This window comes from Roseateles sp. GW821-FHT09B06, assembly GCF_059418245.1.
Window position 1 is genome coordinate 38022 of the sequence record NZ_JBWKPM010000017.1, and the last position, 15266, is coordinate 53287.

The 15266-nt window shown below is 69.6% G+C and carries 13 protein-coding genes; 8 read left to right on the forward strand and 5 right to left on the reverse strand.

Going from position 1 to position 15266, the window contains the following annotated elements:
• Nucleotides 1–2 precede the first annotated feature (2 nt).
• Genes paaK through AC07OQ_RS15455 form a run of 3 tightly spaced genes read right to left on the reverse strand, consistent with a single transcriptional unit; the run spans nt 3 to nt 2600 of the window.
• Nucleotides 3–1313, reverse strand: a complete 1311-nt coding sequence (paaK, locus tag AC07OQ_RS15445) for a phenylacetate--CoA ligase PaaK (RefSeq protein WP_495054022.1) — start codon at nt 1311–1313, stop codon at nt 3–5.
• 19 nt (nt 1314–1332) lie between these two features.
• The gene (paaI, locus tag AC07OQ_RS15450) at nt 1333–1782 is read right to left on the reverse strand and encodes a hydroxyphenylacetyl-CoA thioesterase PaaI (protein ID WP_495054023.1); all 450 of its coding nucleotides are present in this window, start codon (nt 1780–1782) and stop codon (nt 1333–1335) included.
• A 5-nt stretch (nt 1783–1787) separates the two neighbouring features.
• Nucleotides 1788–2600 (reverse strand): enoyl-CoA hydratase-related protein, encoded by an 813-nt coding sequence (locus AC07OQ_RS15455; RefSeq protein ID WP_495054024.1) that lies wholly within the window; start codon nt 2598–2600, stop codon nt 1788–1790.
• A 152-nt stretch (nt 2601–2752) separates the two neighbouring features.
• On the opposite strand from AC07OQ_RS15455, the gene AC07OQ_RS15460 reads away from it, so the two are divergent.
• Nucleotides 2753–3376 (forward strand): phenylacetic acid degradation protein PaaY, encoded by a 624-nt coding sequence (locus tag AC07OQ_RS15460; RefSeq protein WP_495054025.1) that lies wholly within the window; start codon nt 2753–2755, stop codon nt 3374–3376.
• Between the two features lie 224 nt (nt 3377–3600).
• On the opposite strand, the gene AC07OQ_RS15465 is transcribed toward AC07OQ_RS15460, so the two are convergent.
• Nucleotides 3601–4719 carry a YbdK family carboxylate-amine ligase gene (locus AC07OQ_RS15465; protein WP_495054026.1) on the reverse strand — a complete coding sequence of 373 codons (1119 nt, stop codon included), beginning with the start codon at nt 4717–4719 and terminating at the stop codon, nt 3601–3603.
• A gap of 328 nt (nt 4720–5047) precedes the next feature.
• Between AC07OQ_RS15465 and AC07OQ_RS15470 the strand changes: the two genes are divergently transcribed.
• From AC07OQ_RS15470 to moeA, 5 genes are read left to right on the forward strand one after another with little or no spacing between them, the layout of a single operon-like run.
• The gene (locus tag AC07OQ_RS15470; protein ID WP_495054027.1) at nt 5048–5761 is read left to right on the forward strand and encodes a DUF481 domain-containing protein; all 714 of its coding nucleotides are present in this window, start codon (nt 5048–5050) and stop codon (nt 5759–5761) included.
• Nucleotides 5762–5818: 57 nt separating this feature from the next.
• On the forward strand, nt 5819–6967 hold the full coding sequence (gene moaA, locus AC07OQ_RS15475) for a GTP 3',8-cyclase MoaA (RefSeq protein ID WP_495054028.1): 1149 nt from the start codon (nt 5819–5821) through the stop codon (nt 6965–6967).
• A gap of 1 nt (nt 6968) precedes the next feature.
• Nucleotides 6969–7571, forward strand: a complete 603-nt coding sequence (mobA, locus tag AC07OQ_RS15480) for a molybdenum cofactor guanylyltransferase MobA (RefSeq protein ID WP_495054029.1) — start codon at nt 6969–6971, stop codon at nt 7569–7571.
• Entirely contained in the window at nt 7558–8145 is a 588-nt protein-coding gene (locus AC07OQ_RS15485) for a GNAT family N-acetyltransferase (RefSeq protein WP_495054030.1), read from the forward strand. Before mobA ends, AC07OQ_RS15485 begins: the two co-directional genes overlap by 14 nt.
• 40 nt (nt 8146–8185) lie before the next feature.
• Nucleotides 8186–9523 carry a molybdopterin molybdotransferase MoeA gene (gene moeA, locus AC07OQ_RS15490; RefSeq protein ID WP_495054031.1) on the forward strand — a complete coding sequence of 446 codons (1338 nt, stop codon included), beginning with the start codon at nt 8186–8188 and terminating at the stop codon, nt 9521–9523.
• 16 nt (nt 9524–9539) lie between these two features.
• Here moeA and AC07OQ_RS15495 read toward each other — a convergent pair whose 3' ends face one another.
• Nucleotides 9540–10211, reverse strand: coding sequence for a DJ-1/PfpI family protein (locus AC07OQ_RS15495; RefSeq protein ID WP_495054032.1), 672 nt, complete (start codon nt 10209–10211; stop codon nt 9540–9542).
• A 126-nt stretch (nt 10212–10337) separates the two neighbouring features.
• Between AC07OQ_RS15495 and AC07OQ_RS15500 the strand changes: the two genes are divergently transcribed.
• Together AC07OQ_RS15500 and mfd are read left to right on the forward strand one after the other, a co-directional pair.
• Nucleotides 10338–11519 (forward strand): esterase-like activity of phytase family protein, encoded by a 1182-nt coding sequence (locus AC07OQ_RS15500; RefSeq protein ID WP_495054033.1) that lies wholly within the window; start codon nt 10338–10340, stop codon nt 11517–11519.
• A 168-nt stretch (nt 11520–11687) separates the two neighbouring features.
• Complete coding sequence (gene mfd, locus AC07OQ_RS15505) at nt 11688–15149, forward strand: transcription-repair coupling factor (protein WP_495054034.1); 3462 nt, start codon at nt 11688–11690, stop codon at nt 15147–15149.
• The last annotated feature ends 117 nt before the right edge of the window (nt 15150–15266 follow it).

The following is a 15266-nucleotide window of genomic DNA, read 5'->3' on the forward strand; positions in this document are numbered from 1 at the left end:
CCTTACTTCGGACGCTTGTCCACGACGCGCCGGGCCTTGCCCACCAGGGTGCGCTCGATCGAGTCTGGTGCGCCCACCATCACCTTGGTACTGACGCCGATCAAGGTCTTGATGCGGTGCTGCAGCGACTTGGCGATCGCGCCGGTGTCGGCTCCGCCCACCGCGGCGGCCTGCAGCTCGCAGTGCACGACCACCTCGTCCAGAGCGCCGTCGCGGCTGACCACGATCTGGTACTGGCCGCTGAGCTGCGGCTCCTGCAGCACCAGCTCCTCGATCTGGGTCGGGAACATATTGACGCCGCGGATGATCAGCATGTCGTCGCTGCGGCCGACGATCTTGCCCATGCGGCGCATGCTGCGCGAGGTCGGCGGCAAGAGGCGCGTCAGGTCGCGGGTGCGATAGCGGATGATGGGCAGGGCTTCCTTGCTGAGCGAGGTGAAGACCAGCTCGCCCTCCTCCCCATCGGCCACCGGCTCGCCGGTTTCCGGATTGACGATCTCGGGATAGAAATGGTCCTCCCAGATCACCGGGCCGTCCTTGGATTCGATGCATTCGTTGGCCACGCCCGGGCCCATCACCTCGGAGAGGCCGTAGATGTCGACCGCGTCGATGCCGGCCTTGTGCTCGATCTCGCGGCGCATCGCCTCGGTCCAGGGCTCGGCGCCGAAGATGCCGACCTTCAGCGATGACTCCCGCGCGTCCAGGCCCTGGCGCGCGAACTCCTCGACGATCACCTGCATATAGCTCGGTGTGACCATGATGATGTCGGGCCTGAAGTCCTGGATCAGCTGCACCTGCTTCTCGGTCTGGCCGCCGGACATCGGGATCACGGTGCAGCCGGCGCGCTCGGCACCGTAATGCGCGCCCAGGCCGCCGGTGAACAGGCCATAGCCATAGGCGATATGGATGATGTCGCCGGGCCGGCCGCCGGAGGCGCGGATCGAGCGCGCCACCAGGTTCGCCCAGGTGTCGATGTCCTTGGCGGTGTAGCCCACGACGGTCGGCTTGCCGGTCGTGCCCGAGCTGGCATGGATGCGCGAGACCTTCTCGCGCGGCACGGCGAACATGCCGAAGGGGTAGTTGTCGCGCAGGTCCTTCTTGGTCGTGAACGGAAACTTGGCCAGGTCGGCCAGGCTCTTCAGGTCGTCGGGATGCACGCCCTTGGCGTCGAAGGCGGCCCTGTAGTGCGGCACGTTCTCGTAGGCATGCTTGAGCGTCCACTTCAGGCGCTGCAGCTGCAGGGCCTGCAACTCGTCGCGGCTGGCCTTCTCGATAGTCTCCAGGTCGCCGGGGGCGGGGGTCTTCACGGGCATGATGTCTTGTCTCCTCGGTTCAGTCGGCCGGTCCCGGCACAAGGTTGGGCACGACGGGCCTGCCCTTGATGCGGTAGGAGCGGCCTCTGAACACCGCAATGAGTTCGTCGCGCTGGTTGCGCACGCTGATGTCGTAGACGCCGGTCCGGCCGGCCAGCGAGACCTCGCGGGCCTCGGCGGTCAGCCGGTCTCCGGCCCGGCTGGGGGCCATGATGTCGATGGCAAAGCCCGAGGCCACCGTCACCTCGTTGTACGAGTTGCAGGCGAAGGCGAAGGCCGAGTCGGCCAGGGTCGTGACCAGGCCGCCATGACAGATGTCGAAACCATTGAGCATGTCCTCGCGCACCGTCATCGCCAGCGTGGCGGTGCCCGGCCCGACGGCCCGGATCTCCATGCCCAGGGCCTTGGTGGCACGGTCCTTGGCGAGCATGCCATCGCGCACCGCTTCCGCAATTTGCTGTGGCGTCATGGCGTTCAGCGGTCGGTGAAGCTGGGCTTGCGCTTCTGCAGGAAGGCATTGGTACCCTCCAGATAGTCGGTGCCGAAGCCCAGGCGGCTCTGCAGCAGGGACTCGCTCTTCAGCGCGCTCTCGTAATCCATCAGCAGGCCTTCGTCGAAGGCCTGGCGCGTCGCGGCCAGCGCCTTCACCGGCATCTGCGCCAGCTTCTGCGCCAGCGCCTGGGCCGTGGCCGGCAGCTCGGCATCGGGCACGGCGCGGTAGATCAGGCCCATGGCCTGCGCCTCGGCGGCCGGCAGCTTGTCACCCAGCAGGGCCAGCTCCAGCGCCTTGGCGCGCCCCACCAGGCGCGGCAGCAGCCAGGTGCCGCCGCAGTCGGGAATCAGGCCGATCTTGGAAAAGGCCTGGATGAAGCTGGCGCCCTCGGCCGCCAGCACCAGATCGCAGCTCAGCGCCAGGCTGGCGCCGGCACCGGCGGCCACGCCGTTCACCGCGGCGATCACGGGGACGGGCATGGCCCGCAGGCGCAGCGCCAGCGGGATGTAGTAGTTGTCCAGCAGATGGCCGATGTCCTTGGGCTGGTCGCCGGGCTCCTGCGGCGGCTTGATCAGCGCATCCGACAGGTCCTGGCCGGCGCTGAAGCCGCGCCCGGCGCCGGTGATCACCACGCAGCGCACACCGGCATCCTCGGCCGCGGCCTCCAGGGCCTCGCGCAACTGCACCAGCAGGCCGGTGGTGAAGGCATTCAGCGCCGCCGGGCGGTTCAGCGTCAGGGTGCGCACCGCACCCTCCTGGCTCGTGATCAGCAGCGCTTCTGGGGTGGCAGTCATGGTTTGTCTCGCTCCACTCGTCTGTCTTTGCCGTCGGTCAAACACTATTGACCGACCGGTCGGTAGATCGTAAGGTCGCGCTTGATTTGGCGCAAGTCCCAAGACCCCTGAACTTCCTCGGATTAACCCGAGGTCCGACAAGGAACACACCCATGCCCTGCTATGCCATCGACGGCGTCACGCCGGTCGTCCACCCCAGCGCTCATGTGCATCCCACCGCCGTGCTGATCGGCGACGTGGTCGTCGGCCCCGGCTGCTATGTCGGCCCCTGCGCGTCGCTGCGCGGCGACTTCGGCCGCATCGTGCTGCAGGAGGGCGCGAACGTGCAGGACAGCTGCGTGATCCACGGCTTCCCGAAGTCCGAGACCCTGGTCGAGGTCAATGGCCATATCGGCCATGGCGCGGTGCTGCATGGCTGCGTGGTCAGGCATGACGCCCTGGTGGGCATGAACGCCGTGGTGATGGACGAGGCCGAGGTCGGTCCCTGCAGCATCGTCGCCGCCTGCGCCTTCGTGCGCGCCGGCCAGAAGCTGCCCGAGAAGTCGCTGATCGCCGGCCTGCCGGCCAAGGTGATGCGAGCACTGTCCGAGGACGAGATGCGCTGGAAGAAGGAAGGCACCGAGACCTACCAGCAGCTGACCCGCCGCTGCCGGGCCAGCCTGGTCGAGGTGCAGCCGCTCAGCGCCGAGGAGGCCGACCGGCCGCGCCTGCCGGACTCCGGCTACGGCACCCTGCGGTCGATCAAGTCCCCGCCGTCCGCCGACAAAAACACGTGACAGCCGGGAACAGGGCTCGGACCGCCGCGCCAAGGCCATCCTGCTCACGCCCCTGGGCCGCCAGACGGTGCGGCAGGTCGAGCAGTCGGTGGCCGAGGTGCGCGAGGCGGCGCTGGCCACCGCCCTGGTGCCGAGCGGTGCCGGCCTGATCGGCCAGGCCCGCTTCCGGATCGCGGCGTGGCGCCGAGACGTACCAAGAGCCGATGAGAGCCGATGAAACGAGCTCAGTCGGACGCCCAGCGCTCACAGGCCGCGGCCACCACACCGGGCAGGCTGCGCCCACCGGCCCGCAGGCCGCGCAGCCAATCGGCATCGCCCTTGCGCCACGCCACCAGATCGGCCAGATGCTCCAGCGCCGGCAGCGCTCCGAGCCGCTCGGCCACCGGCATCAAGACCCGCAGCAGCCGCGGCAGCCGTTCGCCCAGCACATACTGCTCGTTACTCTGCGGGTCGACCAGCACCGCGTCCAGACCGAAGCGGCAGGCCTGGAAGCGGTTGTAGGTATAGACCAGCTGATCGTCGGCATGCGGCTTCACCGGCTTCTCCTCCATCAGCCAGGCCGCCAGGCATTGCGCGAAGCCGGCCAGCGCCGCGGCCCGGCCCACCGTCAGCGGCGTATCCAGCACACGGATCTCGATCGTGCCGTACTCGGGCTTGGGCCGGATGTCCCAGTAGAAATCCTTCATGCTGGCGACGATGCCGGTGCGCTCCATGCGCTCGAAATAGCGGCCGAAATCCTCCCAGCGCAGCTCGAACGGGGCCTGGCCCGACAGCGGGAAGGCGAACACCGTGTTCAGCCGCGCCGACTGGAAGGCCGTGTCCTCGCCCTGCACATAGGGCGAGGACGCGGCCAGCGCGATGAAGTACGGCACATAGCGGCTCATCGCCTGCAGCAGCCACAGCGCGCTGTCGCCATCCGGGCAGCCGATGTGGATATGCTGGCCGAACACCGTGAACTGCTTGGCCAGATAGCCGTACAGGCCCGTGATCTGCTTGAAGCGCGGCTTGTCGTAGATCTCGCGCTGGGTCCATTGCTGGAAGGGATGCGTGCCGCCGCCGCAGAGATCCACCTTCAGCGGCTTGGCGGCGTCCAACAGGGCGTCGCGCGTGAAGCGCAGCTGCTCCAGCACATCGCCGTAGCCGGCGCAGACGGCGGTGCAGATCTCGATCATCGACAGCGTGATCTCCGGCGACACCATGCCGGGCAGCGCGGCGTTCTCGAGCCGCGCCAGCAGTTCGATGGCCGCGGGCTTGAGGTCGCGGTTGATCGGATCGATCAGCTGCAGCTCCAGCTCGACGCCGAGGCTCAGCGGGACGGACCTGGTGAATGCTTGCACGGGCATGGCCTTCTCCTTCCGGACTTGGCAAGCCAATGTACGAAAAGGCAGCGCCGGATTGGCGCTGCCAAGCCCCCGCCGCCGCAGTTTGCGGCCTGCGCCGACAGGGGCCCGGGGCGCCGTCTGACGCGATGGCGGGGTTTTTCTTTCCTAGCATGGCCTGGCCGGGCGTCAGCGCCCCGCCCACCGACCGAAAACCGCCATGAAACGCCGACGACAAACCGTTCCTGCCCGCCAGATTCCGACCACCGCCCCGGCCGCTCTCGCCCTAGCCCTCACCATTGCCGCGCCCCTGGGCGCCTGCTGGGCCCAACCCTGGGTGGAACCGGCCCGCGTGCCCGGACCTTCCCGCCAACCGCCGCCGGAACGCGACGGTCAGCTGCGTGCCACCATCGGCCTGGCCGCCAGCCTGGCCTCGGGCAATAGCGATGTGCGCAACCTGAACATCAGCGCCGATGTGACGCGCGCCACCGCGGACGACAAGATCAGCCTCTACGGCCGGGTGCAGCACGCCAAGGTGAACCGCGCCACCACCGACGAGCAGTTGCGCGCCGGCGCCCGCTACGACAACGACATCAGCGAGCGCAGCTTCACCTATATCGGCAGCGACATCGAGCGCAACATCCTGGCCAATATCAAGCTGCGCAGCCAGGTCGGCGGCGGCCTGGGCTACCACGTGATACGGCGCGAGAACCTGAGCTTCGACCTGTTCGGCGGTCTGAGCTACACCAACGACAAGTACGTGGCACCGGCCCTGATCGACGACCGGGTGCGCGGCGGCTTCCGCTATGCCTCGGTGATGCTGGGCCAGGAATCCACCCACAAGATCAGCGAGACGGCCACCGCCAAGCAGCGCCTGATGGTGCAGCCCAATCTGAAGAGCCGGGGTGAGTACCGGGCCAACTGGGATGCCGACATCGCGGTGGCGATCAACAGCACGATGAGCCTGACCGTGGGTCTGGCCGTCGCGCACAACAGCGAGCCCGGTCCGGGCCGCAAATCCACCGACACCCTGCTGACCACCGGCATCGCGATGAAGTTCCAGTGAGCGCCCTCATTGAGCCCGTGGCAAGCGTCCCGGCCCGCCTGAGGGCAGAATGGCAGCATGTCCGAGCGCGTCATCCCCCTGATCCCGCAAGCAGCCTCGCAGGTGCCACCGGTGCCGCACGAACTGCTGCCCCCCACCGGCCTGCTGGCCGACGCCCTGGGGCGGCCGCTGCATGACCTGCGCATCTCGGTCACCGACCGCTGCAACTTCCGCTGCAGCTACTGCATGCCCAAGGAGATCTTCGACCACTACCACCAGTTCCTGCCGCACAGCGAACTGCTGAGCTTCGAGGAGATCGCCCGCCTGACCCGCATCTTCGTGGCCCATGGCGTGAGGAAGCTGCGCCTGACCGGCGGCGAGCCGCTGCTGCGCCGCCATCTGGAAAAGCTGATCGAGATGCTGGCGGCCATACGTGTCCAGGACGGCACCCCGGACGGCGCCCCGCTGGACCTGACGCTGACGACCAATGGCTCGCTGCTGGCCAAGAAGGCCCGCGCGCTGAAGGACGCCGGCCTGCAGCGTGTCACGGTCAGCCTGGACGGGCTGGACGACGCCGTGTTCCAGCGCATGAACGATGTCGGCTTCCCGGTCGCCGAGGTGCTGAAGGGCATCGAGGCCGCCCGAGCCGTGGGCCTGGCGCCGATCAAGGTGAACATGGTGGTCAAGCGTGGCGTCAACGAGGACCAGATCCTGCCGATGGCGCGCTACTTCCGCGAGCATTACGAGGGCAGCGTGGTGCTGCGCTTCATCGAGTACATGGATGTGGGCGCCACCAATGGCTGGCGCATGGACGAGGTGCTGCCCTCGCGCGAGCTGCTGGCGCGGCTGCAGCAGGAGTACGCGCTGCGCCCGCTGTCGGCCAGCGCGCCCGGCGAAACCGCCGAACGCTGGGCCTATGCCGACGGACGCGGCGAGATCGGCCTGATCTCCAGCGTCACCCAGGCCTTCTGCGGCGACTGCAACCGCGCCCGCCTCTCCACCGAGGGCAAGCTCTACACCTGCCTGTTCGCCCACCAGGGCCATGACCTGCGCGCCCTGCTGCGCGGCGACTTCGGCGACACACAGATCTCGGCCGCGTTGGCGGGCCTGTGGGGCCGGCGCGCCGACCGCTACTCCCAGCTGCGCGCCCTGCGGCCGGCCGCGGGCCCGGCCGATCCGGCCGATCCGCCCCCCCGCCGCGTCGAGATGCATTACATCGGCGGCTGAGATGTCGCTGGCGCGCGACGACATCACCGGCCTGGTGCTGGCCGGCGGACGCGGCAGCCGCATGGGCGGCGTCGACAAGGGCCTGCAGCCGCTGCGGGGCCGGCCGCTGCTGGCGCATGCGCTGGAACGCCTGGCGCCCCAGGTCGGCCCGCTGCTGATCAGCGCCAACCGCCATCTGGACGAGTACCGGCGCTTCGGCCCACCGGTGCTGACGGACGCCCAGGCCGACTTCCAGGGCCCGCTGGCCGGGCTGCTGGCCGGGCTGCGTGCCTGCACCACGCCCTGGCTGCTAGCCGTGCCCTGCGACGCCCCGCGACTGCCGACCGACCTGGCAGCACGGCTGGGCGCCGCGCTCGGCCCGGCCGATGAGCTGGCCCTGCCGCGCAGCGCCGACGGCCGGCTGCAGCCCACCTTCTGCCTGCTGCGCGCCGACCTGGCCGACCGGTTGGCGGCCTTCCTGGACAGTGGCGAACGCAAGATGGAGCGCTGGCTGCTGGCGCAGCGCCATGCCCTGGCATGCTTCGAAGGGCCCGACGATCAGGCCGCCTTCCTGAATCTCAACCGCAGCGAGGAGCTGCGACGGCTGGAACATGATGATGAATAGTCTGGTCGACGCTCTGGCCATGCCGCGCCTGCCGGCGGGCTGCGAGCTGCGCCTGCTGAAGGAAGAACAGCTGGAGGCCTACAAGACCCTGCGCGACGCCATGCTGGCCGCGCACGAGGACGCCTTCACCTCGGACGCCGCCGCCGAGCTGGTGCGCCGGGCCGAGAGCTACCGCAACCGCCTATCGCAGGGGCCGGGCGGCGGCTGCCTGTTCACGCTCACCGCCTGGTCCGGCGCGCGCCTGCTGGGCGCCGTCACGGCCGAGCGCGAGCCGCGCGCCAAGGTACAGCATGTCGCCCATCTGGTGGGCATGATGGTGGCCGACGAGGCGCAGGGCCAGGGCCTGGGCCGCGCCCTGCTCTATGGCGCGCTGCGCCTGCTGCATGCCGAGCCGGGACTCGAGCAGGTCACCTTGTCGGTGACCAGCAGCAATGCCCGCGCCGTCGCCCTGTACCGACAGATGGGTTTCCGGCGCTATGGCTGCCTGCCACGGGCGATCCGGCTGGCCTCGGGCGATTACCTGGACAAGGATCTGATGTGCCTGGAGCTGCGCCGCGGCGATGGCCAGGCCTGAGGACCAGGTCCGGCGCTGGCACGAACGGCACAATCGAGGCATGGACAAAGACCAGGATCAGCCCGTCCCGCAGCCCGGCCTCGCGAACCACCGCCTCGACGAGATCGCCTCCTGCCTGGCCGGCTACGACCCCGAGGCCCTGAAGGTCGAGCTGGCCCGGGACATCATCGCCCGGCTGCTGCCGCGCGTGGCCGAGACCGAGGTGCTGGCGCTGCGCGCCGCACTGGGCCGCGTGCTGGCGGCCGATCAGGTATCGACCATCGATGTCCCGGCGGCCGACAACGCCGCGATGGACGGCTATGCGCTGCGCGGCAGCGAGCTGCGCGCCGACGCCGACACCCGCCTGCGGCTGGCCGGCACCAGCCTGGCCGGCCAGGGCCTTGTGGCCGAACTGCCGCCCGGGCATTGCCAGCGCATCATGACCGGCGCGCTGATGCCGCCCGGGCTGGACACCGTGGTGCCGCAGGAGTTCGTGCGCCTGGAGGGCCCGGCGGATGCCGCAACGGTACTGATTCCGCCGGGCCTGCTGGCGCCCGGCGCGAACCGGCGCCGCGCCGGCGAGGACCTGACGCGCGGCAGGGTGGCATTGCGCGCCGGCCAGCGCCTGCGCGCGGCCGACATCGGCCTGCTGGCCTCGCTGGGCCTGCCCGAGGTGACGGTGCGGCGGCGCCTGCGCGTGGCCATCCTGTCCAGCGGCGACGAGCTGTGCCCGCTGGGCCGGCCCCTGCCCGCCGGCGGCGTCTACGACAGCAACCGCCATACGCTGTGGGCCCTGCTGCAGCCGCTCGGCGTCGAGGTGCTGGACCTGGGACCGGTACCCGACGACCCGGCATTGCTGCGCCGGGCCTTCAGCGACGGCGCGGCGCGGGCCGACGCGGTGATCAGCACCGGCGGCGTCAGCGTCGGAGAGGCCGACCACACCAAGCGCGTGATGGCCGAGCTGGGTGAGGTACTGTTCTGGAAGCTGGCGATGCGCCCCGGCCGGCCGCTGGCGATCGGCCGCATCGGCGGCGCGATGCTGTTCGGCCTGCCGGGCAACCCGGTGGCCGTGATGGTCAGCTTCCTGGCCTTCGTGCGCGAGGCCCTGCTGCTGATGGGCGGCGCTGCGCCGACGCCCCTGCCCTGGCTGCGCGCGCGCGCCACCCAGGCCCTGCGCAAGAAGCCCGGCCGCACCGAGTACCAGCGCGGCATCGTGACGCGCGCCGCCGAAGGCCCCTGGGCCGGCGACTGGCAGGTCAGCATGACCGGCAACCAGGGCTCGGGCGTGCTCTCCAGCATGAGCCTGGCCAACGGGCTGATCGTGCTCGCGCATGAGCAGGGCGAGGTGGCCGTCGGCGACTGGGTGGACGTGATACCCCTCGAAGGCCTGAACGGCTGAACCGGCGCCACGCTCACTAAACCGTGCCGCGGCCGGCCGCCGCCTGCAGCAGGGTGCCGCCGGCGCCGCGCCAGTCGTAGTCCATCTGGCGCGCGGTGCGCCGCGCCAGGTCCACCGAAGCCAGCTCCGCCACCAGGTGCAGGCTCAGGTCGATGCCGGCCGAGATGCCGGCCGAGGTGAACAGACGGCAGCGCCCGCCATGGTGCACCCAGGGTCGTGCCTCCACCCAGCGCTGCTGGGCCAGCACCTTGAGCAGCGAACCCGAGGCATGGGAGGCGGCCCGCAGCGCCTCCAGGTCCTCCCAATGGGTGATGGCCTCGCGCTCGTTCAGCAGGCCCGCCTGCTCCAGCAGGAAAGCCCCGGTGCAGATGGAGGCCAGCACCTGCAGGTGCAGGCTCTGCGCGACCAGCCAGTCGCTCAGACCCGGCCGTTGCAGCTCGGCGGCCACATCGCCGCCGGGCACGATCAGCACCTCCAGCGGCGGATGCTCGTTCAGCCCATGCTGCGGCGTGACCAGCAGGCCGCCGCGTGCCCGCACCGGCGCCAAGTCGGCCGCCAGGGTCAGCACCTCGAAGGGCGGCACCGCGCCCTCGCGTTCGGCCAGTCGCGACGCGGTGGAGAACACCTCGAAGGGGCCGGCGAAATCCAGCACCTCGACCGCGTCGAACAGATAGATCCCGAGCTTCATACCGGCACCCCCAGGCCCATGGGGGGAGCATAGCGGCAAGCCATTCGGCCCGAGCCCCCGTCATGGCACTGACATCGGCGACAAGAAGAATCCGCCTTCCGCTCCTCCCGCCGCCAAGCCCCAGCCATGCCGATACGCACCCCGCACCGTTCTCCCGCCCTGCTCCTGCTGAGTGCCGCGCTGCTGGCCGGTTGCGGCGGCAGCAGCTCCGACGACGGCGATGCGGACGATATCAGCGTCGCCGGTCTGCGCCTGATCGGGCAACAGGTCCTGCCGCGCCGCATGGACTTCCAGGGCACGGTGGTCGGCGGTCTCTCCGGCATCGACTACGACGCCAGGAGCGACAGCTATCTGCTGATCTCCGACGACCGCACGACGAGCGATTCGCCCAATGCGCCACGCCTCTATACGGCCAGGCTGAGCTTCGACGCCACGCAGTTCGCCGGCGTGCAGTTGCTCTCGACGCTCAAGCTCAAGCAGCCCGACGGCAGCGACTACCCCAAGGTACCCGACGCCAAGGCGGCCGATCCGGAAAGCGTGCGTATCGATCCGGTCACGGGCAACTATGTGTGGGTCAGCGAGGGCGACCGCACGCTGAGCAGCATGCCGCCGCGCCTCATCAACCCCTTCATCCGCGAGCTCAACGCCCAGGGCCAGCACCAGCGCGAATACCAGCTGCCGGCAATGTTCCAGATGAACGGCGCCGGCGAGACCGGCCCGCGCGGCAACGCGGTGTTCGAGGGCTTGACCTTCACGCCGGACGGCCGCTCGGCGGTGGTGCTGATGGAAGGCCCGCTGTTCCAGGACGGCCCGACGCCCAGCCCGACGGCCGGCGCGCTGACGCGCATCACGCTGTTCGACCGCGCCAGCGGCCAGGCCACGGCCCAATATGCCTACCCGGTCGAGAAGGTGCAGGCCACGCCGGTGCCCGAGACCGCCTTCAGCGTCAGCGGCGCCACCGAGATCCTGGCGCTCGGCAACACCCGCTTCCTGGTGCTGGAGCGCAGCTTCTCGGTCGGCGTGGTCGGCAACCAGGTGCGGCTCTACGAGATCGACATCGCCAAGGCCAGCAATGTGCTGGCGGCCGCCTCGCTGCAGGGCGCGACGCCGGTGACCAAGCGCCTGGTGCTGGACTTCGAGACCCTGAAGACCCAGTTGGGCGGCATCGCGAACCTGGAGGGCCTCAGCTTCGGCCCCAAGCTGGCCAATGGAAAACGCTCGCTGGTGGTGGTGGCCGACGACAACTTCCCGGTCGCAGACTCGGCTACCGACCGCAACCAGATCCTGGTGTTCGAGGTCCAGCCCTGACGGACGGACCGGCCCCTCGCCGGGGCGCGGCCGCAGGACCGGCAAAGCCGGATCCTCGGATGTCGCCCGGCGACATGATCCCGGGTTCATCCCGCGATCTGATCTGGCGCAGCTCTCTATCTACAATGCTGGCAGCCCCGCCTCGGGGCTGTTGTCGTTTCTGAAGCCATGCAGCTGCCCCTGATCGCCCCCGGAAAGAAGTTCAACCAGCCCCGCCCGCCCGGCTCCGCCGACGCGCTGCTGCTGGCCCGCTATGCGCTGTCCCAGCAGGAGGCCGGCCGGCTGACCGCCATCGTCACCGCCGAGCCCGGCGACACGCAGCGCCTCGAGGACGAGCTGAAGTTCTTCGCGCCGGGCCTGCGCGTGGCGGTGTTCCCCGACTGGGAGACCCTGCCCTACGACACCTTCAGCCCCCATCAGGACCTGATCTCCGAGCGCCTGGCGACCCTGTGGCGCCTGCTGCAGGGCCAGGGCAAACCGGTGGCCGAACGCGAGGTGGACCTGGTGCTGCTGCCGGCCAGCACCGCGCTGGTGCGGCTGGCGCCCCCGAGTTTCCTGGCCGCCACCACCTTCAACTTCAGGCAGAAGCAGCGCCTGGACGAGGCCAGCCTGAAGTCCCAGCTGCTGCTCGCCGGCTACACCCATGTGTCCCAGGTCGTCTCGCCCGGCGAATACGCGGTGCGCGGCGGGTTGATCGACCTGTTCCCGATGGGCTCGCCGGTGCCCTACCGGGTCGACCTGTTCGGCGACGAGGTCGACTCGATCCGCACCTTCGACCCCGACAGCCAGCGCAGCCTCTACCCGGTGCCCGAGGTGCGGCTGCTGCCCGGCCGCGAGTTTCCGATGGACGAGGCGGCGCGCCAGGCCTTCCGTGCGCGCTGGCGCGAGAAGATGGACGGCGATCCGACGAAGTCGCGCCTCTACAAGGACATGGCCCAGGGCATCGCCACCGCGGGCATCGAGTACTACCTGCCGATCTTCTTCGAGCAGACCGCGTCGATCTTCGACTTCATCGGGGCCGACGCGGCGCTGGCCCTGCATGGCGAGGTGGACGAGGCGCTGAACCGCTTCTGGACCGACACCCGCGAGCGCCACCGCTTCCTGCAGCATGACCCCGAGCGCCCGATCCTGCCGCCCGAGGAGATCTTCCTGAAGGTCGAGGAATTCTTCGGCCTGACGCATCCGCACCCGGTGCTGGCCGTGCGGGGCAACGAGCCGGTCGACTATGCGCGGCCGCTGCCCGATGTGGCGGTGGAGCGCGGCGCTCAGGAGCCGCTGGCCAAGCTGGCCGCGCATCTGAAGGCGACGCCGCACCGCGTGCTGATCCTGGCCGAGAGCGAGGGCCGGCGCGAGAGCCTCTTGGAGCTGCTGCGCGACAACAAGATCGATCCGCCCTCGGTGAAGGATCTGGCCGAGTTCGAGGCCGACACCAGCGAAAAGTTCGCGATCACCGCCGCGCCGCTGGCGGCCGGCTTCTTCTGGCATGAGCCCGAGGAAGGCCGCGCGATCCAGCTGTTCACCGAGACCGAACTGTTCGCCACCACGCCGACCACGCGCCGACGCCGCAAGCAGGAGCAGGTCAGCGACGTCAATGCGCTGATCAAGGACCTGAGCGAGCTGAAGGTCGGCGACCCGGTGGTGCACAGCAACCACGGCATCGGCCGCTACCAGGGCCTGATCAACATCGATATCGGCGACGGTGCCAGCGAGTTCCTGCACCTGGAGTACGCCGACAAGGCCACCCTCTATGTGCCGGTGGCCCAGCTACACCTGATCAGCCGCTACACCGGCGTCTCGGCCGAGGAGGCGCCGCTGCACCGGCTCGGCTCCGGCCAATGGGAAAAGGCCAAGCGCCGCGCGGCCGAGCAGGTGCGCGACACCGCGGCCGAGCTCCTGAACCTCTATGCCCGCCGCGCCGCGCGCGAGGGTTTCGCCTTCCGCTACTCGCCGCATGACTACGAGGCCTTCGCCGCCTCGTTCGGCTTCGAGGAGACCCCCGACCAGCGTGCCGCGATCCATGCGGTGATCCAGGACATGATCTCGCCGAAGCCGATGGACCGCCTGGTCTGCGGCGACGTGGGCTTCGGCAAGACCGAAGTTGCATTGCGGGCGGCCTTCGTTGCCGTCATGGGCGGCAAGCAGGTGGCCCTGCTGGCGCCGACCACGCTGCTCGCGGAGCAGCATTACCAGAACATCGCGGACCGCTTCGGGCGGTGGCCGGTCAGGGTGGCCGAGATGAGCCGCTTCCGCTCCACCAAGGAGATCAAGGCCGCGATGGAGGGCCTGGCCGACGGGAGCATCGACATCGTGATCGGCACCCACAAGCTGCTGAGCTCGGACGTCAAGTTCAAGCGCCTGGGCCTGCTGATCATCGACGAGGAACACCGCTTCGGCGTGCGCCACAAGGAGGCGATGAAGGCGATGCGCGCCGAGGTCGACGTGCTGACCCTGACCGCCACGCCGATCCCGCGCACCTTGGGCATGGCGCTGGAAGGCCTGCGCGACCTGAGCGTGATCGCCACCGCGCCGCAGCGCCGCCTGGCGATCAAGACCTTCGTCCGCACCGAGATGAGCGGCGTGATCCGCGAGGCCGTGCTGCGCGAGCTGAAGCGCGGCGGCCAGATCTACTTCCTGCACAACGAGGTCGAGACCATCGAGAACCGGCGCCAGAAGCTGGAGGAGCTGGTCCCGGAGGCGCGCATCGTCGTCGCCCATGGCCAGATGCCCGAACGCGAACTGGAGCGGGTGATGCGCGAGTTCGTCGGCGGCAAGCACAACGTCCTGCTGTGCTCGACCATCATCGAGACCGGCATCGACGTGCCGAGCGCCAACACCATCATCATCAGCCGCGCCGACAAGTTCGGCCTGGCCCAGCTGCACCAGCTGCGCGGCCGCGTCGGCCGCTCGCACCACCAGGCCTATGCCTATCTGCTGGTGCCCGATGTCGAGGGCCTGACCAAGCAGGCGTCGCAGCGCCTGGAGGCGATCCAGAACATGGAGGAGCTGGGATCGGGCTTCTACCTCGCGATGCACGATCTGGAGATCCGCGGCGCGGGCGAGGTGCTGGGCGAGAACCAGAGCGGCAACATGATGGAGGTGGGCTTCCAGCTCTACAACGACATGCTGTCGGAAGCCGTGCGCTCGCTGAAGGCCGGCAAGGAGCCCGACCTGCTGTCGCCGCTGTCCGCCACCACCGAGATCAATCTGCACGCCCCCGCCCTGCTGCCCGACGCCTACTGCGGCGACGTGCATGTGCGGCTGTCCCTGTACAAGCGCCTGGCCACGGCCGAGAAGAGCGAGCAGATCGACGCGATGCTGGAGGAGGTCACCGACCGCTTCGGCAAGCTGCCGGCGCAAGGCCAGACCCTGTTCGACACGCACCGCCTGCGCGTGCTGGCCAAGCCCTATGGCGTGCAGAAGATCGACGCCGCGCCCGCGGTGATGAACATCAACTTCCGCCCGAACCCGCCGATCGACGCGCTGCGCGTGATCGAGCTGGTGCAGAAGAACCGCAACATCAAGCTGGTCGGCAATGACAAGCTGCGCATCGACAAGGCGCTCTCCGATCCCAAGGACCGCGCCCAGGCCATCCGCGAGGTGCTGCGGCTCCTCGGTCAACCGGTGAAATGAGCCATCCCCTACGCGCTTCGCGCGCCCCCTCAAGGGGCGGGCCCGGCGGACCGGCAAGGCCGGATCCGCGGTCCCCGCTCGGCTGAGGTTGTGCCGTGCGGCTGCCGTCTCGAACTG

What these genes read in the sequence shown, in the direction of transcription:
- AC07OQ_RS15455 (WP_495054024.1), bottom strand. Translation starts at nt 2,600, where the DNA reads ATGACTGCCACCCCAGAAGCGCTGCTGATCACGAGCCAGGAGGGTGCG.
- AC07OQ_RS15465 (WP_495054026.1), bottom strand. Translation starts at nt 4,719, where the DNA reads ATGCCCGTGCAAGCATTCACCAGGTCCGTCCCGCTGAGCCTCGGCGTC.
- paaI (WP_495054023.1), bottom strand. Translation starts at nt 1,782, where the DNA reads ATGACGCCACAGCAAATTGCGGAAGCGGTGCGCGATGGCATGCTCGCC.
- mfd (WP_495054034.1), top strand. Translation starts at nt 11,688, where the DNA reads ATGCAGCTGCCCCTGATCGCCCCCGGAAAGAAGTTCAACCAGCCCCGC.
- AC07OQ_RS15500 (WP_495054033.1), top strand. Translation starts at nt 10,338, where the DNA reads ATGCCGATACGCACCCCGCACCGTTCTCCCGCCCTGCTCCTGCTGAGT.
- AC07OQ_RS15495 (WP_495054032.1), bottom strand. Translation starts at nt 10,211, where the DNA reads ATGAAGCTCGGGATCTATCTGTTCGACGCGGTCGAGGTGCTGGATTTC.
- AC07OQ_RS15485 (WP_495054030.1), top strand. Translation starts at nt 7,558, where the DNA reads ATGATGATGAATAGTCTGGTCGACGCTCTGGCCATGCCGCGCCTGCCG.
- mobA (WP_495054029.1), top strand. Translation starts at nt 6,969, where the DNA reads ATGTCGCTGGCGCGCGACGACATCACCGGCCTGGTGCTGGCCGGCGGA.
- moeA (WP_495054031.1), top strand. Translation starts at nt 8,186, where the DNA reads ATGGACAAAGACCAGGATCAGCCCGTCCCGCAGCCCGGCCTCGCGAAC.
- paaK (WP_495054022.1), bottom strand. Translation starts at nt 1,313, where the DNA reads ATGCCCGTGAAGACCCCCGCCCCCGGCGACCTGGAGACTATCGAGAAG.
- AC07OQ_RS15460 (WP_495054025.1), top strand. Translation starts at nt 2,753, where the DNA reads ATGCCCTGCTATGCCATCGACGGCGTCACGCCGGTCGTCCACCCCAGC.
- moaA (WP_495054028.1), top strand. Translation starts at nt 5,819, where the DNA reads ATGTCCGAGCGCGTCATCCCCCTGATCCCGCAAGCAGCCTCGCAGGTG.